A 20,306-nucleotide genomic window follows, 5' to 3' on the forward strand; every position below is an offset into this window, starting at 1 on the left:
CCTGGTGGGCCAGGCGCGGAACGAGTTGGGCTTGGGCACTGCGAGCATCGGCGCCGGCACACCCGGCAGCCTGACGGCCGAAGGCTTGATCAAGAACGCCAACTCGACCTGCCTGAACGGCAGGCCGTTGCAGCGTGACTTGGAAGCTGCGCTGGGTCAGCCGGTGGCGCTGGCCAATGACGCGAATTGCCTCGCGCTGTCTGAAGCCACCGATGGCGCGGGCGCCGGCGCGGCGGTGGTTTTCGCGGTGATCCTGGGCACCGGTGTTGGCGGCGGCATCGCGGTCCATGGCCGGGTGCTCAACGGCCCCAATGGCCTGGCCGGTGAATGGGGCCACAACCCCTTGCCCTGGGCCACGGTGGCCGATCCGCGCTGGCCCTGCTACTGCGGCCAGTCGACTTGCATCGAGATGCTGCTCAGCGGTCCGGGCCTGGCGCGCGACCACCACCCGCAGCCGGGTGGCCCGAATGCGAGCCAGATCGCGGCGCTGGCGGCCGGCGGTGATGCGGTCGCACAGGCCACGCTGGCCCGCCATGCCGAGCGCTTGGCGCGCGCGTTGTCGCACGTGATCAACCTGCTGGACCCGGACGTCATCGTGCTCGGCGGCGGCTTGTCGCACATGGCGCATCTGTACGACACGGTGCCGCGGTTGTGGGGCCAGCACGTTTTCGCCGCTGGTGCGGCTGGCCAGCCGCTGCACACGCAACTGAAGCCGGCGTTGCATGGTGATTCGTCCGGCGTGCGCGGTGCCGCCTGGCTGGGCCGGACGATGCTGCGCTGATTTGATGCGTTAGCTGGCGAGGCCGAGCTGATCGGCCCAGTGCCGCGTCAGCGGCGTCATTGGCTTCGCCAGGCGGCGTTCGTTCAACAACGCCCGCCCGACATGGCGGTGGCTGGCACGCGAAGCCGCAGCCAGCAGCGTCTGGTCGATCAGGTCGCGCTGGGCATGGCTGCCACCGATGCGTTGGACCTGCCCGCGCGCCGCGTGCAAGGCGGTGACAGCGGCGTCGGCGTCGCCATGCGCAAAGGCCAGCAGGCCGCGCATCAGTGGCAGACCAACTTCACGCGCGACTGCGTGGTTGCTGCGCCGCGCGTCCTCGGGCGTCATCGCGCGGGCAGCGCAGCGGGCAATCCAACTTTCAGCGCGCAGCAGTTCGTCGGCGCCGATCAGCGCGACCAGCACGTGCAGGTCGTTGAAGGCGTAGTGGCCGGCGTCCTCGTCGTTCGGCTGCCAGTCGCGCAGCAGCTCGACGAAGCGCGCTCCGACGTCGATGCCCAGCAGATGCATGCGCCACAGCAGCGCTGCCGCGTCCAGCCGCTGCAAGGTGATCTGCAGCGCCGGGCCGCTGAGGTGCGCGTCGATCAGGCGCTGCACGCCGGGCACATCCAGCGCTTCCAGCCGGAACAGCCCCATGTGCCACCACAGGTGGCCAGCAAAGCCATTGCCTTCGGACCAGCCGGGCTGATGCTGGCGCAGCCAGGCGGCGCCGTCTTCGAAACGGCCCTGCATTTCCATCACGTGGGCCACGGCGTGCACGGCCCAGGGCACACGTGCATCACCGGCCACCGCTCGCCGCCCAGCCTCTTCGGCCTGCGGGTAGAGGTTGCATTCCTCCAGTCCGAAGGCGTACAGCCCAAGCACGCAGGGGAACAGTGGATCGGCTTCGCTCCACTCGGGCAGCGCGCGGGCCGGGCGCAGGCGCAGGCTGTGGGCATCGCCGCGGTAGAAGTCCCACAGCTGCGCCCACTGCAGTGCGAGCCCATCGCGCGGGTGCTCCAGCAGCAACTCGTCCCAGATGCGGCAGGCGTGTTGCCAGCGGCCTTCGGCGATCGCGCACTGGGCTTCGAAATGGGCTCGCTCACGCTGCGGCGCGTCCTGCAGCAAGGGCTCTGCCGCTTGGAGCAAGCGCAGCGCTTCGGCCTCGTGTTGCGGCTCGGTCAGGGTGAGCAGAAAGCCCGCCTGCATCACCAGCGGCAAGGCCCAGCCGGGATCGGCCGACTGCGCGGCTTCCAGATCGGCCAGTGGTGTGTCGAAGAACGACATCATCCGCCACAGCGCGGTTTCGACGCGGTCGGCCGCTTCGTGCGAGGCGGTGCCCAGGCGGTTGTCGCGTGGGTCCACGAGCCTGGGCAAGGCGGTCGGCAGCGTCATGATGCGGACTGTAGTGGATGCCGCCAGCCGCCTTTTTCAGCCTGGCAAGACGGGGCCGGCGGGCAGTGGGCCGCGCAGCTGTTCCCACAACCGCGCCACGCGCAGCACGCCGAGGTCGTCATGCCGATGGCCGACGATCTGCAGACCGATCGGCAAGCCATCGCTGGACATCGCGGCCGGCACCGAGATCGCCGGCTGCTCGCTGAAGTTGAACGCCACCGTGTAGGCCACGTGTTCGAACGGCCGCTCGGGGTCGTTGAGCGGGCTGGCCTGTTCGGCGGCAAACGCGACGTCCGGGCTGACCGGTGCCAGCAGCACATCCAGCCCTTGCAGCGCGGCAACTGCGRCGTCGCGCAGCGCGCCCATCTGGCTGTAGCCGGTGAAGACCTCTTCGCCGCTCAGATGTTCGCCGCTGGCGATCCACTGACGGATGTACGGCAGCACCTTGGCCTGCCGCTCGGGTGGCAGCGCGCGGTAGTCCAGCCACGAGCGCATGCGCCAGAAGCGGTCCAGCCCTTCGATCATCTTGCGGCTGCTGAACGGCGCGATCGGAACCACGGTCGCACCGGCGGCCTCGAAAGTGGCTGCGGCCGACTCGACCGCTGCACGCACCTCGGGCTGCAAGACGTCGCCCCAGCCTGCATCAAGCCACAGGCCGATGCGCAGGCCGCGTGCGTCGCGCTCCAGGGCCATCCAGTCGATTGATTGCGCCGGCAGGCTCATCGCATCGCGCCAGTCGGGGCGGCTCAGCACGCTCATGGCAAGTGCCGCATCGGTGACATTGCGGGTCATCGGCCCGGCCACGCGGCCGGCGTAGGGCGGCTTGATCGGCACACGGCCGAGACTTGGCTTGAAACCGACGACACCACACCAGTGCGCCGGCAAGCGGATAGAGCCGCCGATGTCTGTTCCGAGGTGAATCGGCCCGTAGCCGGCAGCGGCCGCCGCACCAGCACCAGCGCTGGATCCGCCCGGGTTCTTCGCCGGGTTCCACGGATTGCGCGTGAGCCGATGAAAGCTCGACAGGCCCGATGACAACATTCCCCAGTCGGGCATCGTCGTCTTGCCGAGCAGTACTGTGCCCGCCTCGCGCAGGCGCGCGGCAGGTGGTGCGTCGTCGACGGCGGGCACCAGCTCTGTGGCCGCACAACCCAGCGGCACCGGCACGCCGCGCGTGGCGATGTTCTCCTTCAAGGTGACCGGTACGCCGTCCAGCGGACTCAGCGCCTGGCCGGCCTGCCAACGCTGTTCAGCGGCGCTCGCCTGGGCCAAGGCCTGCTCGGGCTCGTGCCGCCACAAGGCGGCAATGTGGGGCTCCCAGCGTGAAATGTGATCGGTCAATGCCTGCGTCACTTGTTTGGGTGACAAGCGGCCCGCGGCATAGGCGGCGGACAGTTCGAAGGCGGTCAGTTCGTGCAATTCGGCCATGACAAAAGGGCTCGCGAGCAGCGCCGCGCGATGGTTGGTGCAGGCCTCATCTTCGCCGACGGAAGGGGTCGATTTGCCAATGAAAACGGTCAATGCTGCAGTGCACCGATGCCGCTTTATTGGAAAGTTATGTTGCGCGTCAGCCGGGCCGTGAACGGGACGTCAACCGAGGGTCAACCCGGTCCCCATGAACTGGGGATATAAACGATTTCATACCCACTTTCACAATCACTTACCCACTCCAAACGCTGTAAGCAAACCAGCAACCAGTTGGCTCTTGCATCGAGGGCGGGACACAGTCAACACAACTTCCGGAGCATGTTTATGAAGAAGATTGTTTCTCTGCTGGCCCTGCTGGGCGCGTTCGGTGCTGCTAACGCACAATCATTCCCCCTTTGTGTCTCCTTCGCTCCCGCCGGTTACTGCGACGCCATGCAGTACGACAGCGCGACTTCGGCCACCTGGAAGAACTATGACTGTGGCGGCTCCGCGGGCGCGCAGACCAAGGCTGTTTACGCCAAGGGCAAGACCGTCTGCAAGGGCGCAAAGGGTTGCAACCCTTCCGCCGCTTACGGTTGGGATGTGCTCAAGTGGAAGTTCAAGTTCGCTCAGAACACCGGCACGCTGACCGGCATTTCCGGGGGCACGACAACCGTGCTCCAGCAAGATATGCCCATCGCCGTCGCCGCTGGTGCATGCAGCGTCGCCAATCAGGCCAAGGGCGGCGCCTCGTCGCTGTCGCGCTGAGGACCTGCATCGGATGACGGTGTGACGTGCCGGCGCCCTGCCGGTGCGTTGCACGCCAGCCCGAACATGGGGGCGGAGAGATCCGCCCCCATTTTCATTTCCCTTTGCGACCGAGGCTGTGTGGAAACGCTCCTGCGCTGATCGGATCACAGCTCTCGCCAAGGCACTGTCGTAGTCGTCCAGCTGCGAGCGGCCCACGCGCGCGGCATCTCTCGATCGGTCGGCTTCAGTGCGTCGGATTTCCAGGTCTCGAAGGCGCCTCCAAGGGCACAAAGCCCTCGATCCAGAAGTAAGCAGCTTCCAAACGGCGGCCCCCGGGGCCGTCTGATGGCTGATCAAGCCGCCATGGCGCAAGCCCGGCGGCTTTTCCGTTGGTGCTCACTTCCCACGCAGCTTGGCCCCGACCTTCGCCGACGACGTGACATATGAGCGAGGGCGATGTTTCAATGGCGTGAATGCCGCAGACATTAGACGTTAGCTATCGAGGCTCCAACCCCCTAGAACGCGGTAACCAAGGGTCTTCCCGACACCCCTTGAACAGGGGATATAAACGGTTTCAAAGCCCCTCACACAATCGGCGCACCCACTCAGCGCATTGCAAGGACTTAAGCAGTTAGTTGGTACTTGCGTTCGAGGGCGGGACACACTTGTCCACAAACTTTCGGAGCACACTTAATGTTGAAGAGCAAGATCGTTTCTTTGCTGGCTCTGCTGGGCGCTGTCGGCGCTGCACAAGCGGGCGTTCCCGCGAATATCCAGTTTGATGGTTACTGTGATGGCATGACCGGCCTGACGAAGGTCGACCCGAGCGGTGCAACCGGCACCTGGTCCAACCTCGACTGCGCCGGCACGAATGCAGCCGTCGGTGGCCCGCAAGGCAAGGGCAAAGGCGAATCAGCCGTTGGTTTCGTGATGGGCTCATACGGTGTCGGCGCAGCGTTTGGCGCTGAGTTCACCTGGGTCGTCAACAAGGACGGCACCTGGACCGTCTATCGGTCGAATGACGGCGCCTACATCAACCACGGCACGTGGACGGCCGTGGCGGCCGGCGCCGCCGCAACGAAGGGCACGAAGCCCGCCGTCGCACCGTAAGTTGACGATCGGTGCGGCGGCCTGACAGGCTGCACCTGTCCAACTCCTTCCGAGGCCGCCTGGGTTCGCCCTGGCGGCCTTTTATTTTGGCGCCCGGCCGGCGCCGGCTACTCCCAACGCAGCGCCGACAAGTCGTTGGCGAAGATTGGTGAGTGGGCCCACAACCCTTTCAGACCCTTCTTCGCCACCACCACCTGGGTCGGGTTGAAGATGTAGACGTTGACCGCGTCTTGCGCCAGCTGGCGCTGGATGTCACCGAGCAGCTGGGCGCGGTCCTTCGGGTTGGTGCTGGCGGCATGCCTGGCCACCAGGTCGCGGAAGGCCTTGCTGTCGTAGCCGTAGTAGTACTTAGGGTCGGTGTAGATCAGATAGTCGAGCGGCTCGACATGGTTGATCACCGTCAGGTCGAAGTTGCCTTTGTAGGCGCCTGACAGCCACTGCGCCCATTCGACGTTCTCGATCTTCGCGTTGACACCGATCTTTGCCAGCTGCGCCGCTATCACTTCTCCGCCGCGACGCGCGTAGGGCGGGGGTGGCAGCGTCAGCGTCACCTCCAACGGTGTCTTCACGCCTGCCTCCTTCAACAGGGCCTTGGCCTTCTCGGGGTCGTAGGGCGTGACACCCGTCAGGTCCACGTAGCCCGCATCGGTCGGCGCCATGTGGCTGCCGATCGGCTGGCCAAAGCCGTCCAGCACGCCGGCGATGAAGGCCTTCCGGTCGATCGCGTGGGCCAGCGCGCGCCGCACGCGCACGTCGTCAAACGGTTTGTGCTTGTTGTTGATCGCGAGGATGCCCTTGCCCGCGGTCGAACCGGTGGTCACGCTGAAGCGCGGATCGGCCTTGAACTGCACCAGGCTCTGTGTCGCCAGCCCGCGCGGGAACGCGTCGACATCGCCTGCCAGCAGCGCGGCCACTTGGGCAGCGGCGTCGTTGATGATGCGGAACGTCACTTTGTTCAGCTTCACGGCGGCCGCATTGCGGTAGTCCGGGTTCTTCACCAGCGTGACCGAGACCCCCTTCTTCCAATCCTCGAAACGGTAGGGGCCAGTGCCGATCGGGCGCGACGCGGTGGTGGCCGCGCTCTTCGGGTCCAGGATCACGGCGGGGTTCTCGCCCAGGCGGAACAGCAGGTTCCCGTCGGCATGGTCCAGCGTCAGGATCACGGTGTACGGGTCGGGCGTGGCGATCGAGGTGATGTTGTCGAACAGCCCCTTCTTCAGCTTGTTGGTCGAGCCCTCAGCCTTGGCGCGCTCGAAGCTGAATTTCACGTCGCTGGCGTCGAAGGCTTCGCCGTCGTGGAAGCGCACGCCGTGGCGCAGCCGGAAGGTGTAGCTCTTGCCGTCCGGGTCCATCGCCCAGCCTTCGGCGAGCAACGGTGAGACGCCGCCGTCGACGTTGACCTTCATCAGCCCTTCGAGCACGTTGTAGTGCACGACCTCGCCGATCGCTGCGGCCGGCGCCACCGTCGGGTCCAGCCCGGTCGGCTCCAGCACCATGCCGATCACGGCGCTGGTCTTGCCGGCTTGGGCCTGCGCCGAGAGAGGCAGTGCGGCACTTGCGGCGAGGGCGAAAGCGGTCAGCGCACATTGGGTTCGGGTCATCGTTCAGCTCCTTCCCTGTGGGATCGTGATGGTGCCGCAGGCGTGGCCGTGGCGTCGGTCGCTACAGGCCCGCTCCGTCGAGCGCAGCTTGCACCAGCGCCTGGGTCACCGGGTGGCGGGGGCCGTTCAACACAGCACCCGTCTCGCCCTGCTCGACGACTCGGCCGTGGTGCAGCACCAGCAGGTCGTCACACAGCCACTGCACGACAGTCAGGTCATGGCTGATGAACAGGTAGCTCACGCCAAAGCGTTGCTGCAACTCGCGCATCAGGTTCAGCACCTGGGCCTGCACCGACACGTCGAGCGCGCTGACCGGCTCATCGGCCACGATCAAGCGCGGCCGCGTGATCAGCGCCCGCGCAATCGCCACCCGCTGCCGCTGGCCACCCGACAGCTCGTGCGGGTAGCGCGTGGCATCGGCCGGCGACAGGCCAACGGCTTGCAGCATCGCGCTCACCTGGTCTGCCTGTTCGGACAGCGACATCGGCGGCAGCAGGGCCAGCGGCTCAGCGATCGAGCGGCCGACCGGGCGGCGCGGGTCGAGTGAGCCGTACGGGTCCTGGAACACCATCTGAAAGCCCACCCGCGCCTGGCGCAACGTGGGCGCAGCCAGGCGGTGCAGATCCAGCCCTTCGAAGTGCACCGCGCCGGCACTGGGGCGGTCGAGCGCCATCACCAGTCGCGCCAGTGTCGACTTGCCGGAGCCCGATTCGCCGACCACGCCGAGGTTACGGCCGGCGGTCAATGCAAAGCTGACGTTATCGAGCGCCTGCAGCACAGGGGCGGGCCGCGTCAGGCGTTCGCGCGGCAGCCGGAAGTGGCGCGACAGGTGCCGGACCTGCAGCAGTGGCGGGTTCACGCGGCGGCCTTGTTCATGCCGACGGGGTGCAGGCAGCGCAGCGCGTGGCCGGCATCGCTCAATGCGTGTTCGGCCGGCGGGCCGGCGCGGCAATCGGCTTGCGCACGCTCGCAGCGCTCGGCAAAGGCGCAGCCGATCGGCCGCTCGCCCGGCGCCGGCACGCGACCCGGGATCGTGGCCAGTGGCACGTCGCGCGGTTGGCCCCAGCGCGGGCGCGCGGCAAACAGCCCGCAGGTGTAGGGGTGTCTCGGTGCCGCAAAGAGTTGCTCGGTCGGGCCCTGCTCGACCACCTGGCCGGCGTACATCACCATCAGCCGTTCGACACGCTGGGCCATCAACGCGAGGTTGTGGCTGATCAGCAGCAAGGCCATCCGGCTTTCGGCCACCAGCTCGGCGATCAGGTCCAGCACTTCGCGCTGCACGGTGGCGTCGAGCGCGGTGGTGGGCTCGTCGGCGACCAGCAGTTGCGGTTCACAGGCCAGCGCGATGGCCAGCAGCACGCGTTGGCGCTGCCCACCCGACAGCTCGTGCGGATAGGCATCGAGCCGGCGCGCGGCCTGCGGCAGGCGCACGCGCTCGAGCAGGCGCAGCGCTTCGGCCCGTGCGGCACTGGCGCTGAAACCGCGGTGCCAGCGCAGACCCTCACCGATCTGGCGGCCGATAGGGTGCAGCGGGTTCAATGCGCTCATCGGCTCCTGGAACACCATGCCAATGCGCGCGCCGCGCAGGCGGCTCCACTGAACTTCGTCGTCAGGTGCTAGCGGCTGACCGTCAAAACGCAGCTGGCCGCTGCGCGTGGCGCCTTCGGGCAGCAGGCCCATCACGGCCAGCGCTGTGAGGGATTTGCCGCAACCCGATTCGCCGATCAAGCCCAGCGTCTGGCCATGGCCGAGCGTGAACGACACACCATGCAGCACCTCCACCGGCCCGCGTGGGCCCGGCAGCGTGACGCGAAGCTGGTCGACCGCAAGCAGCGGTGTGTCCATGGTGTCGCGGGCGGCGGTCAGTAACGCGGATTCATGTACCAGTCCAGCGACTCGACCAGCTTCTGGTGCAGCGGGTCCATCGCCGGTGCGGTGATGTGCGGGTCGTTGTACTTGAAGGTCTTCAGCTCGGGCGCGAGCAAGGTCTGCACGCGCCAGCGGTCATAGTCGTCCAGGTGCGAACGCCCGGCGCGCGCCGCGATGTCGCGGTCGGCCGGCTTCAGCGCATCGGCCTTCCAGGTCTCGAAGGGCTGTAGCAGCGCGTCTTCCTCGACCTCGCCTTGTGCGTCGTCGGTGTCGAGCTTCAAGAAGCGTGCGATGCGGCCGAGCTCGCGGCCGGGGCGGGCCGACAGGTCTTCCAGGCGCACATACAACACGCGACCAGGCTGGCGCTCGTCGAATTCCCGCATCGAGGCCATCAGCCCGCGCCACTCGGCGCACAGCGCTTCGATCGGCCGCCACGCTTCGCCCCAGCCTTTACCGGGTTCGTTCAGCTCGCGCCGCGAGGCGAAGGCCAGTTCGGGATTGCGCACCATGCAGATGAACTGCGCGCGTGAAAACATGCGACCGATGCGTGGCGCGAAGAGGGCATGCAGCGGTGTCTTTTCGAGCCAGCGGCCGCGCAGCGCCTGGGTGCGGCTGCCCAGCTGCTCGGCCACCAGGCGCAGGAACAGGTCGCGGATGCGCACCGGGTCCATCGCCAGCAGGTCGCGGTAGTGCGCCATGTCGATCGGCAGCAGCTCCGACAACTCGCGCAGCAGACCGCGTGCGTTGGTCGGCGAGATGAAGCGATCGCGCGGGTGGTACTTGTCCAGGCGCTCGAAGAAATGGGTCTCGGGCAAGGTGGGCAGGCCCAGCTGCTCAGACACCAGGCGCTGGCACAGCGTGGTTCCGGAACGGGCGAAGCCGACGATGAAGACGGGCATGGAACTCCTTCTTGGTGGGGTCAGCGCGAGCGGGCCAGGCGCGGGTCCAGCAGGTCGCGCAGGCCGTCGCCCAACAGGTTCAGGCCGAGCACGGCCAACGCGATGGCGGCGCCAGGATAAACGGCCAGCGACGGCGCTTGGAACATCTGGGTCTGGGCCTCGGCCAGCATGCGGCCCCAACTGGGCCGTGGCGGTTGCGCGCCGAGGCCGAGAAAGCTCAACGCCGCCTCGCCGAGGATCGCGGTTGAAAACTGCACCGTCGCCTGCACGATCAGTACATTCGCGATGTTAGGCAGCACATGGTTGCGCGTGATGCCCCAGAGCCCGAAACCGGCGGCTCGCGCGGCCAGCACGTAGTCACGCGACCAGACCTGCAGCGCTGCCGCGCGCGTGGTGCGCGCGAACACCGGCACGTTGAAGACGCCGATCGCCACCACGCCGGTGACCAGGCCCGGGCCGTAGATGGCGGCCAGCAAGATCGCACTCAGCAGCGCGGGGAAGGCAAAGCCGAAGTCCGACAGGCGCATCACCGCCTCATCGATCCAGCCGCCTGATGCCGCAGCGAGCAGCCCGAGCAGCACGCCGGCACTGAGCCCGATCGCGACGGCGAACACGCCGACCAGCAGCGAGGTCTGGCTGCCGACCAGCAACTGCGCCGCGACATCGCGACCCAGACTGTCGGTGCCAAGCCAGTGCAGGATGTTTGGGCCCTGCAAGCGCGCGTTGATGTCGATCTCGGCCGGCGGCCAGGGTTGCCAGACGAGTGACAGCGCGGTGGTAGTCAACAGCAAGACCACGAGCAGCCCGCCCAGCATGAAGCTGCGGTGCCTCAGTGCGTGCCGGACGAATCCGTCGCCGCTCACGCGTGCGCCACTTTCAGCCGCGGGTCGATCGCCGCGTAGAGCAGGTCGACGATGAAGTTGACGACCACGACCATCGCGACCAGCAGCATCACGACGTCGCGCACGACAGCCAGATCGCGATTGGCCACAGCCTGGAACACCAGGCGCCCAATGCCGGGCAAGACAAAGACTTGCTCCACCACGACCGTGCCGCTGATCAGAAAGGCGAACTGCAGGCCGATCACCGTCAGCACCGGGATCATCGCGTTGCGCAGCACATGGCGCCACAGGGTGGCGCGCCGGCTCAGGCCCTTGGCGCGCGCTGTGCGCACATAGTCGTCGCGCATCACGTCGAGCACCGATGAGCGGACCCAGCGCGCGAGCACCGCGGCTTGCACCGCGGCCAACGCGACGGCGGGCAGCAGCAAGGCTTGCAGGCCGGGCCAAAAACCACCGCCTTCGGCCTCGGTCCAGCCTGGAAAGCCGCCGGCACTGAACCACTGCAGCTTCACGGAGAAAACCAGGATCAGCAGGATCGCCAGCCAGAAACTCGGCACGGCCAGGCCGAGCTGGGACAGTGTCATCACCACCACGTCGCCAGGCCGGCGATGGCGCGATGCGGCGTAGACGCCCATGGCCAGCGCGAGAGCGACGGTCAGCGCCATGGCCAGCACGGCCAGCGGTAGCGTGACCTGCAGCCGCTCGGCGATCAGCGTGGCGGTGGGGGCGTCGTAAGAGGTCGAGACGGCGCTGTGGCCGTGCAACCAGCCGCCCGCCCAATCGGTGTAGCGCTCGAGCGCTGGCCGGTGCAGCCCGAGCTTTGCTTCGAGGGCTGCAATCGACTCGGGCGTGGCCGAATCACCAAGAATCACTTGCGCCACATTGCCGGGCAGCAACTCCAGCACCGAAAAGATCAGTGCGGAGGCGGCGGCCAGCGTGGCCAGCAGGGTCAGCAGTCGCTTGAAAAGGAACAGACCCATGCGGGCGGTCGCGAGGCGGGAAGCGGCATCCTGCCAATGATGCAGGAAAGCGCCGCGTCCGGCCCGGTCGACCGGCCAAAGTCAGTGGCTCAGCGGTCTTGCTGGTTTTCGTGACGGGCGAGCGCGGCGAACAGGTCGGCCGCGAAACCCGGGTCGGTGTTCTGCACCGAGATCGCCAGGTGGCGCACATCGTCGGCGGACATGTCCTGGCTGCGCTTGGGCTGGTGGGTGAACAGACCACCCAGCAGGCGGCCGGCGGCGAGGAACAGGTCGGCAGCGGCGCGGGCGCCACGCGGAATGCTCAGCGTCGGGCTGTAGGTGAAAGTCTTGGAGGTGATGGCAGTCATGGTGAAACTCCTGAAAGTGCGGCTGGTGCCGCGGTGGCGGCTGGCTCAGCGGACAGCCGACGGGGTGCCGGCGGCTGTGTGGGATGGGGTCGCGGGGCGCGTGCGGGCGATATCTCGCAGCGCGGCGGCGAGCGCCGGGTTGGTGGATTGCAGTCGATCGGCTTGCTGCAGCAGTGCCGGCGCGGCGTGCAGCCGGCCAGTGGTTTCCATCGCCGCCCAGAGGCGGGCCCAACCGTCGGCCAGTTGCCGACGCAGCACCTGCTTCAGCGAAGCGGCGCGGCCGTGGGCCTTGTCAGCGTGCATCAGAGGAGAGTGGGTCAGCGAACTCATGGATCTCGCCGCTACAGACGGCGCCGGGTTGGATCAGATGGTGCAATCCTAGGGTTTATACGTACTACTGTCTACTGAATATTGTTCAGGTTAGGTATATATACATCGCATATCACTGCGCGCCATGAACTTCCGCACACTCGACTTGAACCTGCTGCGCGTGTTCGACACCGTGATGGCTGAAGGCAGCCTGACGCGCGCCGCACAGGTCCTGGCGATGACCCAACCGGCCGTCAGCCATGCCATCAAACGCCTGCACGATGCAATCGGCGAAGCGCTGTTCGAGCGCACTTCCCACGGCATGAAGCCGACTGCGCGGGCGCGGGCACTGTGGCCGCAGGTGCGCAGCGCGCTGGCGGGCCTGCAGCAGACCCTGGCGCCAGCCGAGTTCAACCCCCAGCACGACGCCGTCAACCTGCGGCTGGCGATGGCCGATGCGACCGCGGCCCTGCTGTTACCGCCGTTGGTTAGTGCGATTGAAGAGCAGCGGGCGCTTGCTAACTTACGTGTGCTGCCGCTCACCACCCGTGATCCCCGCGCGCTGCTGGAGCAAGGGGAATGCGACCTGGCCGTCGGCTACTTTCCCGAAGCGATCGCCCATGTCGACGCCCAGGGCGCCGACGCGAGCCTGCGTCACCAGCGTCTGTCGCAGACCCGCTATGTCTGCGTGATGCGTCGCGGCCACCCGCTGGCCGAGCCGGGCACCCTGAGCCTGGACGCTTACTGCGCGGCCTGGCACCTGCTGGTCAGCTTCTCCGGCCGGCCGCACGGCTTCGTTGACCAGGCATTGGCCGGGCTCGGCCGCCAACGCCGCATCATGCTGACGGTCAACCAGTTCTTCACCGCCGGGCTGGTGGTCACCCAGTCCGACTTGCTGACTGTGCTGCCGGAAAGCTTCGTCGCCGCCACCGGCTTCCAGGAACAACTCGTGACCTGCGAACTGCCATTCGAGCTGGGCCGGGTAAACATCGAGATGCTGTGGCACATGCGGCGGGATGCAGAGCCGGCGCACCGGTGGCTCAGGCGCTTGATTGATCCAGAGCGATAGGGAGCGTCGGCCAGCGGAGTCCCCGTGCCGACAATTCGTTGAGGTCAGGTCGTCACGAGCCATGTAGGCTTCGCGCCTTTCGCACCGCTTGCGGACGCGAAAGAGACCAACAATCTTGAGGGAGTGAACATGCGATCCAGCATGGTGATGAAGGGGTGCCTGCGCTCGGCGTGGGCAGCGATGGCAGCAACATGGGTCCTGGTCGCCTGTGGTGGCGGCGGATCGGGTGGCGACTCCGCATTCAAAGTGGCGCTGAAGGTGGACGGCGTCGCGGACGCGTCGAACCCGATAGACGTCGGCGAGACCACCACCATCACCGCGCCATCGGGCGCCACGCTGACTTTCGAATCGAACGGCGACGCCGTATGGACTCTTGCGGCCACGGGCAGCAGCTATGACGTCCGCACGGACTCGGCGCGCAGCAAGTCGATCGTCGTGAGCAGCAACGGTGGCGGTGGCTTGTCCATCGTGTTCGCGAACGCGGCCACGCCGTCTCAGAGATCGACGTTGAACGTGGTCGTCGAACCGAAGCATTTCGAGCGCGTGGCGATGACTGAAGGCGAAGTCGCCGATTGGGCCAACACCGTCGTGCTGTTGTCGGGTGGCACGCTCGATTCGCCGTACCGCCATCGTTCGGCGTTGATTGGCAGCGACGGTCACTATCGTCAGGACTCAGCCGTCGCATGGAGTCCGGACGAATTCACTTACCGCTACCTGTTCGACGCGGATGATCGGCAGACCGGCTACCAGGACCTGACTACCGGACATACATGCACCTACTCCGTTCCGTTGGCGGAGGTCAGTTACCCGTTGTACGTCGGCAAGACCTGGTCGGTCACTGCGCAGAAGACCTGCAACGACACCCCGGACGTTCGTGGGACGGCGACAACCAGCGTCGTTGAGGCCTTCGAGCCTGTCACCGTGGGTGCAGGGACACACGACACGCTGCGCATCCGCACGGAAACGACCTACTCCGGCTTGCCGGACAGCAATGTGCCAGGTGGCACCTTCACGGAGTCAGAAACCTGCTGGTGGGCCGTCGACCTCGGTCGCCAGGTCAAATGCGAAGCCACCCTGCGCTATCCAGCGGGTACCGCTGACCCCAAGATCGTCAGCCAGAGCCGGTCGCTCGTGGCTTTCGGGCACTGAGCTGCGGTGACGCCAAAAACAAGAACGGGCCACAAGGCCCGTTTTTGTTTTGGTGGGAGCGAGTCGCTCAGCCCGCCAGCACCGCCGCCATCGCCTCCGCCGTGCGCTCGACATTGCCGTTGTTCAGCCCCGCCACGCACATGCGGCCGGAGCGCAGCACGTAGACGCCGAACTCTTCGCGCAGGCGGTCGGCCTGGGCGACCGACAGGCCGGTGTAGCTGAACATGCCGCGCTGGGTCAGGAAGTAGCTGAAGTCGCGGCCGGGGACCTTGGCGCTGACGATCGCGTGCAGGCGCTGGCGCATTGCCTGGATGCGGGTGCGCATCGCGTCGACTTCGCTGAACCAGAGCGCCTTCAGCTCCGGCGTGCCGAGGATCGTCGCGACCAGTTGGCCGCCGTGCAGCGGTGGGTTCGAGTAGTTGCGGCGCACGGTGAACTTCAGCTGGCCCAGGACCAGCGAGGCTTCGGCGGCACTCGGGCACACAACGCTCAAGGCGCCGCAGCGCTCGCCGTACACGCTCATGCTCTTCGAGAACGAGTTCGCGATGAAGAACGACAAGCCGGCATCGGTCAGTGCACGTACGGCGTAAGCATCTTCCTCGATGCTGTCGCCGAAGCCCTGGTAAGCCAGGTCGAGGAACGCAAGCAGTTCGCGCTCCTTCAGCACCGGGATCAGCGCGTCCCACTGCGCCTTCGTCAGGTCGACGCCGGTCGGGTTATGGCAGCAGGCGTGCAGCAGCACCACACTCTTGGGCGGCAGCTTGGCCAGCGCGTCGCGCATCGCGTCGAAGCGCAGACCGCCGGTGGCGCTGTCGTAGTAGGGGTAGGTATTGACCGTCAGGCCGGCACCTTCGAAGACCGCCTTGTGGTTGTCCCAGGTCGGGTCACTGAGCCAGACCGCGCTGCCGGGGAACCAGGTCTTGATGAAATCGGCGCCGACCTTCAGGCCGCCGCTGGAGCCCACCGCCTGCATCGTCGCGATGCGGCCTTCGGCGATCGCTGGGTGGCCTTCGCCCCACAGCAGCTGCGGCACGACCGCGCGGAAGTTCGCCGCGCCTTCCATCGGCAGGTAGGGCTTCGGGCCGACGTGGGCGGCGAGCACTGCTTCGGCCTTGCGCACCGATTCCATCACCGGTATCTTGCCGGCGTCGTCGAAGTAGATCCCGATCGACAGGTTGATCTTGCCCGGGCGCGGGTCTTTCTGGAAGTCTTCGTTCAGCGACAGGATCGGGTCGCCGGCGTAAGGCGCGATGTGGGCAAACATGGGCGGGCTCTGGCTCGGGTGGATCGGAAGGCGGATTATCCGGCCAGCCATTCGAGCCAGCTGCCGTGGGGGTGTGAGCGGGCCAGCAACTGGTGACGGGGTTCTTGCGACCCGGGCGAGCTGAGGGTCCAGAAGGTGTGGCTCGCGGCCTCGGTGCGGGCCTCGCCCGGCAGGGGCGACAGGTCGGGCGCGAGACCGGTGGTTGCGTGGCAGCGTTCACCATCTTCAGCGCTCAGCCACCACAGGCCGTGCGACTGCACACGTTCCAGCACCCGCTGGCGGTGGTGCTGCAGGTCGTCGGCACCGAAGTAGGCCAGCACCCAGCTGTTGAACAGCACCGGCGTGGTGTCGGCTGGCAGTTGGCGCAGCCAATCGTCCAGCACCGCCAAGCCGTCCTCGGCCTGCCGTATCGGGTCGTGTGCCTCGCGGGCCAGCGCCGCGGCGGCCATCAGACGTTCGCTGCGCACGCGGTCGCTCGGCCACAGGCAGGCGCGCAGCCAGCGCATGGCGTCGTCATCGTGCGCATCGAGCGTGGCTTGGTCGACGCCTGTGCGGGCTGTCAGCCACCAAGCCGACTCGGCCAGCAAGGCCGGCGGCAGTGGCCTGTTCAGCACCCGGCAGGTCAGTTCGGGTGCAGCCGGGGCATTCGGTCCGACGCGGTGCAGCTCGCCCGCCTGTTGGTAGGCGATGCGGTAGCGGTCCACGCCCAGGTTCAGCCCGGCGCTGCAACCGAAGTCGAACAACGCCAGACGTTGCCGGCCGGACTGGCGCGCGATCTCGGCGAGCGCCGGCCACAGCACCGTGCAGCGGCCGATCTCGTTGGTTTGCGTGCGGTGGCTGGCCATCACGGCGCGCAGGGTCGGTTCGTGGACTTGCGCAAAAGTCTCCAGCGCCTCGAACAAGGCCTGGTCCGGCGCGCGGCGGCCGCCGACGCTGGCGTAGTAGGCCGCCAGCGCCGAAGCCGGCGCGCCGACCTCGGCATCTTCGAGCACCTGGGCGTGYAGTGCCGCCAGGATCAGCATGGCGCGCCGCTGCGTGGGTGGTGCCGCGTCCATCAGTGTCAGCAGCTGCGGCGAGCGGGCGATCAGCCGTGAAAGCATTTCATACAACGGCTCCTCGGGATAGTCGCGGCGCTCGACGCAACCCTCGAAGACGGCGGCCAACGGATGGTCCACCAGGGGCCGACCGGCGAACTCATTGAAAACCTGGGTGGGCATCGATGCATTCATGCCGGCCAGCATATCGACGCCATCGTGCATGAAATGTCGGGTACCCGACAATGGCTGGCACTGTTGAACCACCCCATGCGCGACGACCTGCTGGCCTTGCTGGCCGCCAACTTTCCCGAGGTAGCGATCCCGCCCGCTGCGCGCGCGACGCTGGGCCGGTTGGTGACGGTGCGCCAATGGCCGCGTGGGGCAGTTGTGTTTTCGCCCGGGCAGCCGACGACCGCGCTGTACGGCGTGCTGTCCGGCGAAGTCGAGATCCGTTTCGTGACCGTCGATGGGGCGGTGTCGGTGGTTGACCATGTGCCGGCGCCGCGCCTGTTTGGCCTGGCGTCGTTTGCCAGTGGCGTGCCGTCGAGCTATGAGGCTGTGGCCCGGCGCCCAACACGGCTGGCCGTCTTCGGCCCTGCGGCCTATGCAACCCTGCTGGAAGAGGTGCCAGGCATTGCGCGCGCGCTGCTGGCCGAACTGGCCCGGCGCCACGGCGAAACTCTGCGCCTGCTGGAGGCTGCGCGCCACTCTAGCGCGATTGAGCGCCTGACACTTGCCCTGGCCCAGTTGCAGAGCGACGGGCGCGTGCTGCGCACCGATGCGCGGGGCTGGCGCTGGCTGCGCAGCACCCAGGCCGAGTTGGCGGCACTGGCCGGGTTGTCGCGCCAGACTGTCAATGAGTTGATGACGGCCTTGGCGCGCCAGGGCCGTTTGCGGCCCGGCTACGGCGGGCTGTGGTTGCCGCCGCCCTGATCACGCAGACTCAGGATGCGGCCAGCGCGGCTTCGATGTCCTTGGCGATCTTGTCCGGCTCGTCCTGCGGCGCGTAGCGCTTGAGTACCTGCCCGTCGCGGCCGACCAGGAACTTGGTGAAGTTCCACTTGATCGCCTCGGTGCCCAGGAAGCCCGGCTTCTCGCCCTTCAGCCACTGCCACAGCGGGTGCGCGCCGCTGCCGTTGACCTCGACCTTGGCCATCATCGGGAAGTTGACGCCGTAGTTCATCTCGCAGAACGACGCGATCTCGTCGTTGTTGCCGGGGTCTTGCGCGCCGAATTCGTTGCTCGGGAAGCCGACGACAGTCAGGCCCTTTTCGCCGTAGCGCTCCCACAGGCTTTGCAAGCCCTTGAATTGCGGCGTGAAGCCGCACGCGCTGGCGGTGTTGACGATCAGCAGCACCTGGCCTTTGAACTTGCTCAAGGCCACGGGCTTGCCGTCGATGGTCTGGGCACTGAATTCGTAAACACTGCTCATGGGCATCTCCGCGTGAAACGGACGCGATGCTAGCGCGGCGGCAAAGCCACGCCCCGCGTCAGGGGCGCAAGGCGGCCAGTACCGCGGCGCCGATGATCAAGGCGCCGCCGAGCATCAGCACCGGCGTCAGCGTGCCGGCTCCCAGCGCCAGCGCCGAGCCCGAGGCGAACACCACCTCGGTCAGCATGATCACCGCGGTGGCGTTGGCCGGCAGCCGCGCCGCGCCGTACTGCAGCGCCATGTTGCTGAGCAGGAACAAGCCGCCCAGCAGCGCTGCGAACACCAGCCAGCCCGGCGCCAGGAAGGTCGGCAGCGGGACCTGCGGCGCTCCGATCGCCAGTGCCAATGCGGCCGACACGACGGTGCCGCCGAAGAACATCGCCAGCGCGCGGGACGATTCGCTGCGCTGCGATTCCCGCCGCAGCATCACGTTGTTCAACGCAAAGCTGAAGCCGCCGATCAGCCCCAGCGCATCGGTCAGCTGCAGCGGCCCCATCGGGTGGCCCGGCTCCGGCCACAGCACGATGGCGGCGCCGGTCAATGCCATCGCGACGCGCAGCATCGCGGCGCGGGTCACGGCCTCTTTCAGCACCAGCCGGGCCAGCAACACCGCCCACAGCGGCATCAGGTAGAACAGCAGCACCACGCGCACCACGTCGCCGACCGTCACGCCCCAGTTGAAAGTGGCGTTGGTGGTGCCCGAGGCCAGCATGATCAGCCACAGCGCCGGGGTGCGCAGGAACTGCCGCAGCGCCGCCGGCCGGCTGCCGGCGATCACCACCACGGCCATCAGGTAGATGCCCGCCGTCGTCCACAGCGGGTGCAGGCCGGCTTGCTCGTGCAGTTGGCGGAAGGCCCACCACGAGGTGCCCCAGATCAGCGCGTTCAGCACCAGGGCCAGTGCCGGCCGCCAGCGCCGGCCTGCGGCCGCCGGCTGCAGGGCCGACGCTGCGTGCATCAGTGTCTGTCTGACCGCGCGATGGCCAGCAGGCGCTCGACCTCGGCGCGGTGCACGACGCTGTTGCGCTGGTGCCAGCGGCGGATCCACCACATCGTCCCGGCGACGCCGACGCCGAACACCGCGATCGTCGTGAAAGCCGTCAGGCCGACGCGGGTCATGCCGGTGTAGAACGCGCCCAGGCCCAGGATGCAGGCCTGCTCATTGAAGTTCTGCACCGCGATCGAGCGCCCGGCGCCCATCAGGTTGTGGCCGCGGTGCTGCAGCAGTGCGTTCATCGGCACTACCAGGTAGCCGCCGACCGCGCCGAGCAGCACCAGGAACGGGGCCGCCACCCAGACATTGGTGATCACGTTCAGGCCGATCACCAGCACGCCCATCGCGATGCCCAGCGGGATGACGTTGGTCGCGCGGTCCAGCTTCATCAGGAACGAAGCGACGACGGCGCCGACGGCCGTGCCGATCGCCACCACGCCCACCAGCGACGAGGCGCGCGTCGTGTCATAGCCGAGCGCCACGGCGGCCCACGCAAAGACGATGACACGCAGGTTGCCCGACACGCCCCAGAACAGGGTGGTGGTCGCGAGCGAGATCTGGCCCAGGCGGTCGTTCCACAGCCGGGCATTGCACTGGCCGAAGTCGCGCACCAGTTCGACCACATTGATGCTCAGCGGCTGCAACGGCGCCTCGGTGCGCGGGATCTTCAGGTTGAACGCCGCTGCAATGACATACAGACCGACCATCACCGAGATCGCCGCCTCGGGCGGGGTGTCGATGCCGGTGTCGAACATCGGCAGGTCGACGCCCAGCAGCATCGGGGCCATGCGCGGACCGACCAGCTGACCACCCAGCAGCACGCCCAGGATCACCGACGAAATGGTCAGTCCCTCGATCCAGCCGTTGGCCTTGACCAGCTGCGATGGGGGCAGCAATTCGGTCAGGATGCCGTACTTGGCAGGCGAATAGGCCGCGGCACCGAGGCCGACGACGGCGTAGGCCAGCAGCGGGTGGCCGCCGAACAGCATCATCAAACAGCCCACGACCTTGATGCTGTTCGAATAGAACATCACCTGGCCTTTGGGTACGGCGTCGGCGAAGGCGCCGACCATGGGGGCCAGCACGACGTAGAAC

21 protein-coding genes are annotated in these 20,306 nt (G+C 67.3%); 6 read left to right on the plus strand and 15 right to left on the minus strand.

All coding sequences use genetic code 11. The annotated features are described in order from the left end of the window. The coding region (locus AC1DYI_RS08670; protein WP_477203693.1) for an ROK family protein at positions 1–781 on the plus strand (781 nt) is incomplete at its 5' end. 9 nt (positions 782–790) lie between these two features. On the opposite strand, the gene AC1DYI_RS08675 is transcribed toward AC1DYI_RS08670, so the two are convergent. Beyond that, positions 791–2,152, minus strand: a complete 1,362-nt coding sequence (locus tag AC1DYI_RS08675; RefSeq protein WP_477203694.1) for a tetratricopeptide repeat protein — start codon at positions 2,150–2,152, stop codon at positions 791–793. A gap of 36 nt (positions 2,153–2,188) precedes the next feature. Next, on the minus strand, positions 2,189–3,580 hold the full coding sequence (locus AC1DYI_RS08680) for an amidase (RefSeq protein WP_477203695.1): 1,392 nt from the start codon (positions 3,578–3,580) through the stop codon (positions 2,189–2,191). Positions 3,581–3,904: 324 nt separating this feature from the next. On the opposite strand from AC1DYI_RS08680, the gene AC1DYI_RS08685 reads away from it, so the two are divergent. Together AC1DYI_RS08685 and AC1DYI_RS08690 are read left to right on the plus strand one after the other, a co-directional pair. Further along, positions 3,905–4,327: a hypothetical protein gene (locus tag AC1DYI_RS08685; protein WP_477203696.1), complete on the plus strand. Its 423-nt coding sequence runs from the start codon at positions 3,905–3,907 to the stop codon at positions 4,325–4,327. A 675-nt stretch (positions 4,328–5,002) separates the two neighbouring features. Next, a complete protein-coding gene (locus AC1DYI_RS08690; RefSeq protein ID WP_477203697.1) occupies positions 5,003–5,419 on the plus strand; it encodes a hypothetical protein in 417 nt (138 codons plus the stop codon). 107 nt (positions 5,420–5,526) lie between these two features. Here the strand turns inward: AC1DYI_RS08690 and AC1DYI_RS08695 are convergent, their stop codons facing one another. The 8 genes from AC1DYI_RS08695 to AC1DYI_RS08730 all read right to left on the minus strand — a co-directional run bounded on the left by AC1DYI_RS08695 (position 5,527) and on the right by AC1DYI_RS08730 (position 12,260). Further along, positions 5,527–7,020: an ABC transporter substrate-binding protein gene (locus AC1DYI_RS08695; protein WP_477203698.1), complete on the minus strand. Its 1,494-nt coding sequence runs from the start codon at positions 7,018–7,020 to the stop codon at positions 5,527–5,529. A 61-nt stretch (positions 7,021–7,081) separates the two neighbouring features. Then, the gene (locus tag AC1DYI_RS08700; RefSeq protein WP_477203699.1) at positions 7,082–7,879 is read right to left on the minus strand and encodes an ATP-binding cassette domain-containing protein; all 798 of its coding nucleotides are present in this window, start codon (positions 7,877–7,879) and stop codon (positions 7,082–7,084) included. Continuing rightward, the gene (locus AC1DYI_RS08705; RefSeq protein WP_477203700.1) at positions 7,876–8,865 is read right to left on the minus strand and encodes an ABC transporter ATP-binding protein; all 990 of its coding nucleotides are present in this window, start codon (positions 8,863–8,865) and stop codon (positions 7,876–7,878) included. Before AC1DYI_RS08705 ends, AC1DYI_RS08700 begins: the two co-directional genes overlap by 4 nt. Positions 8,866–8,882: 17 nt before the next feature. After that, positions 8,883–9,788: a sulfotransferase family protein gene (locus tag AC1DYI_RS08710; protein WP_477203701.1), complete on the minus strand. Its 906-nt coding sequence runs from the start codon at positions 9,786–9,788 to the stop codon at positions 8,883–8,885. A 20-nt stretch (positions 9,789–9,808) separates the two neighbouring features. Beyond that, complete coding sequence (locus tag AC1DYI_RS08715; protein ID WP_477203713.1) at positions 9,809–10,603, minus strand: ABC transporter permease; 795 nt, start codon at positions 10,601–10,603, stop codon at positions 9,809–9,811. Positions 10,604–10,647: 44 nt separating this feature from the next. Further along, positions 10,648–11,610, minus strand: a complete 963-nt coding sequence (locus tag AC1DYI_RS08720) for an ABC transporter permease (RefSeq protein WP_477203702.1) — start codon at positions 11,608–11,610, stop codon at positions 10,648–10,650. Between the two features lie 89 nt (positions 11,611–11,699). Beyond that, on the minus strand, positions 11,700–11,957 hold the full coding sequence (locus tag AC1DYI_RS08725) for a hypothetical protein (protein WP_477203703.1): 258 nt from the start codon (positions 11,955–11,957) through the stop codon (positions 11,700–11,702). Positions 11,958–12,002: 45 nt separating this feature from the next. Then, positions 12,003–12,260: a hypothetical protein gene (locus AC1DYI_RS08730; protein ID WP_477203704.1), complete on the minus strand. Its 258-nt coding sequence runs from the start codon at positions 12,258–12,260 to the stop codon at positions 12,003–12,005. A gap of 151 nt (positions 12,261–12,411) precedes the next feature. Here AC1DYI_RS08730 and AC1DYI_RS08735 point away from each other — a divergent pair, with 151 nt between their 5' ends. Together AC1DYI_RS08735 and AC1DYI_RS08740 are read left to right on the plus strand one after the other, a co-directional pair. Continuing rightward, positions 12,412–13,335, plus strand: coding sequence for a LysR family transcriptional regulator (locus AC1DYI_RS08735; protein ID WP_477203705.1), 924 nt, complete (start codon positions 12,412–12,414; stop codon positions 13,333–13,335). 129 nt (positions 13,336–13,464) lie between these two features. Continuing rightward, positions 13,465–14,484 (plus strand): hypothetical protein, encoded by a 1,020-nt coding sequence (locus AC1DYI_RS08740; RefSeq protein WP_477203706.1) that lies wholly within the window; start codon positions 13,465–13,467, stop codon positions 14,482–14,484. A gap of 67 nt (positions 14,485–14,551) precedes the next feature. On the opposite strand, the gene AC1DYI_RS08745 is transcribed toward AC1DYI_RS08740, so the two are convergent. Together AC1DYI_RS08745 and AC1DYI_RS08750 are read right to left on the minus strand one after the other, a co-directional pair. Then, positions 14,552–15,748, minus strand: a complete 1,197-nt coding sequence (locus tag AC1DYI_RS08745) for an amino acid aminotransferase (protein ID WP_477203707.1) — start codon at positions 15,746–15,748, stop codon at positions 14,552–14,554. 35 nt (positions 15,749–15,783) lie between these two features. After that, positions 15,784–16,965, minus strand: coding sequence for a DUF2332 family protein (locus AC1DYI_RS08750; protein WP_477203708.1), 1,182 nt, complete (start codon positions 16,963–16,965; stop codon positions 15,784–15,786). Between the two features lie 45 nt (positions 16,966–17,010). Between AC1DYI_RS08750 and AC1DYI_RS08755 the strand changes: the two genes are divergently transcribed. Continuing rightward, complete coding sequence (locus AC1DYI_RS08755) at positions 17,011–17,718, plus strand: Crp/Fnr family transcriptional regulator (protein ID WP_477203709.1); 708 nt, start codon at positions 17,011–17,013, stop codon at positions 17,716–17,718. Between the two features lie 10 nt (positions 17,719–17,728). On the opposite strand, the gene AC1DYI_RS08760 is transcribed toward AC1DYI_RS08755, so the two are convergent. From AC1DYI_RS08760 to lplT, 3 genes are all read right to left on the minus strand, one after another. Beyond that, on the minus strand, positions 17,729–18,217 hold the full coding sequence (locus tag AC1DYI_RS08760; protein WP_477203710.1) for a glutathione peroxidase: 489 nt from the start codon (positions 18,215–18,217) through the stop codon (positions 17,729–17,731). 58 nt (positions 18,218–18,275) lie between these two features. Then, on the minus strand, positions 18,276–19,175 hold the full coding sequence (locus tag AC1DYI_RS08765; RefSeq protein ID WP_477203711.1) for a DMT family transporter: 900 nt from the start codon (positions 19,173–19,175) through the stop codon (positions 18,276–18,278). Next, a partial coding sequence (gene lplT, locus AC1DYI_RS08770) for a lysophospholipid transporter LplT (RefSeq protein WP_477203712.1) occupies positions 19,175–20,306 on the minus strand: 1,132 nt, incomplete at its 5' end. The genes lplT and AC1DYI_RS08765, both read right to left, overlap by 1 nt.

This window comes from Ideonella sp. P3_A4 (assembly GCF_056403075.1).

Coding starts and splice junctions, on each gene's coding strand:
- AC1DYI_RS08725 (WP_477203703.1), bottom strand. CDS start 11,957: ATGACTGCCATCACCTCCAAGACTTTCACCTACAGCCCGACGCTGAGC.
- AC1DYI_RS08730 (WP_477203704.1), bottom strand. CDS start 12,260: ATGCACGCTGACAAGGCCCACGGCCGCGCCGCTTCGCTGAAGCAGGTG.
- AC1DYI_RS08675 (WP_477203694.1), bottom strand. CDS start 2,152: ATGACGCTGCCGACCGCCTTGCCCAGGCTCGTGGACCCACGCGACAAC.
- AC1DYI_RS08765 (WP_477203711.1), bottom strand. CDS start 19,175: ATGCACGCAGCGTCGGCCCTGCAGCCGGCGGCCGCAGGCCGGCGCTGG.
- AC1DYI_RS08690 (WP_477203697.1), top strand. CDS start 5,003: ATGTTGAAGAGCAAGATCGTTTCTTTGCTGGCTCTGCTGGGCGCTGTC.
- AC1DYI_RS08745 (WP_477203707.1), bottom strand. CDS start 15,748: ATGTTTGCCCACATCGCGCCTTACGCCGGCGACCCGATCCTGTCGCTG.
- AC1DYI_RS08720 (WP_477203702.1), bottom strand. CDS start 11,610: ATGGGTCTGTTCCTTTTCAAGCGACTGCTGACCCTGCTGGCCACGCTG.
- AC1DYI_RS08740 (WP_477203706.1), top strand. CDS start 13,465: ATGCGATCCAGCATGGTGATGAAGGGGTGCCTGCGCTCGGCGTGGGCA.
- AC1DYI_RS08705 (WP_477203700.1), bottom strand. CDS start 8,865: ATGGACACACCGCTGCTTGCGGTCGACCAGCTTCGCGTCACGCTGCCG.
- AC1DYI_RS08755 (WP_477203709.1), top strand. CDS start 17,011: ATGTCGGGTACCCGACAATGGCTGGCACTGTTGAACCACCCCATGCGC.
- AC1DYI_RS08715 (WP_477203713.1), bottom strand. CDS start 10,603: ATGCTGGGCGGGCTGCTCGTGGTCTTGCTGTTGACTACCACCGCGCTG.
- AC1DYI_RS08710 (WP_477203701.1), bottom strand. CDS start 9,788: ATGCCCGTCTTCATCGTCGGCTTCGCCCGTTCCGGAACCACGCTGTGC.
- AC1DYI_RS08695 (WP_477203698.1), bottom strand. CDS start 7,020: ATGACCCGAACCCAATGTGCGCTGACCGCTTTCGCCCTCGCCGCAAGT.
- AC1DYI_RS08760 (WP_477203710.1), bottom strand. CDS start 18,217: ATGAGCAGTGTTTACGAATTCAGTGCCCAGACCATCGACGGCAAGCCC.
- AC1DYI_RS08685 (WP_477203696.1), top strand. CDS start 3,905: ATGAAGAAGATTGTTTCTCTGCTGGCCCTGCTGGGCGCGTTCGGTGCT.
- AC1DYI_RS08735 (WP_477203705.1), top strand. CDS start 12,412: ATGAACTTCCGCACACTCGACTTGAACCTGCTGCGCGTGTTCGACACC.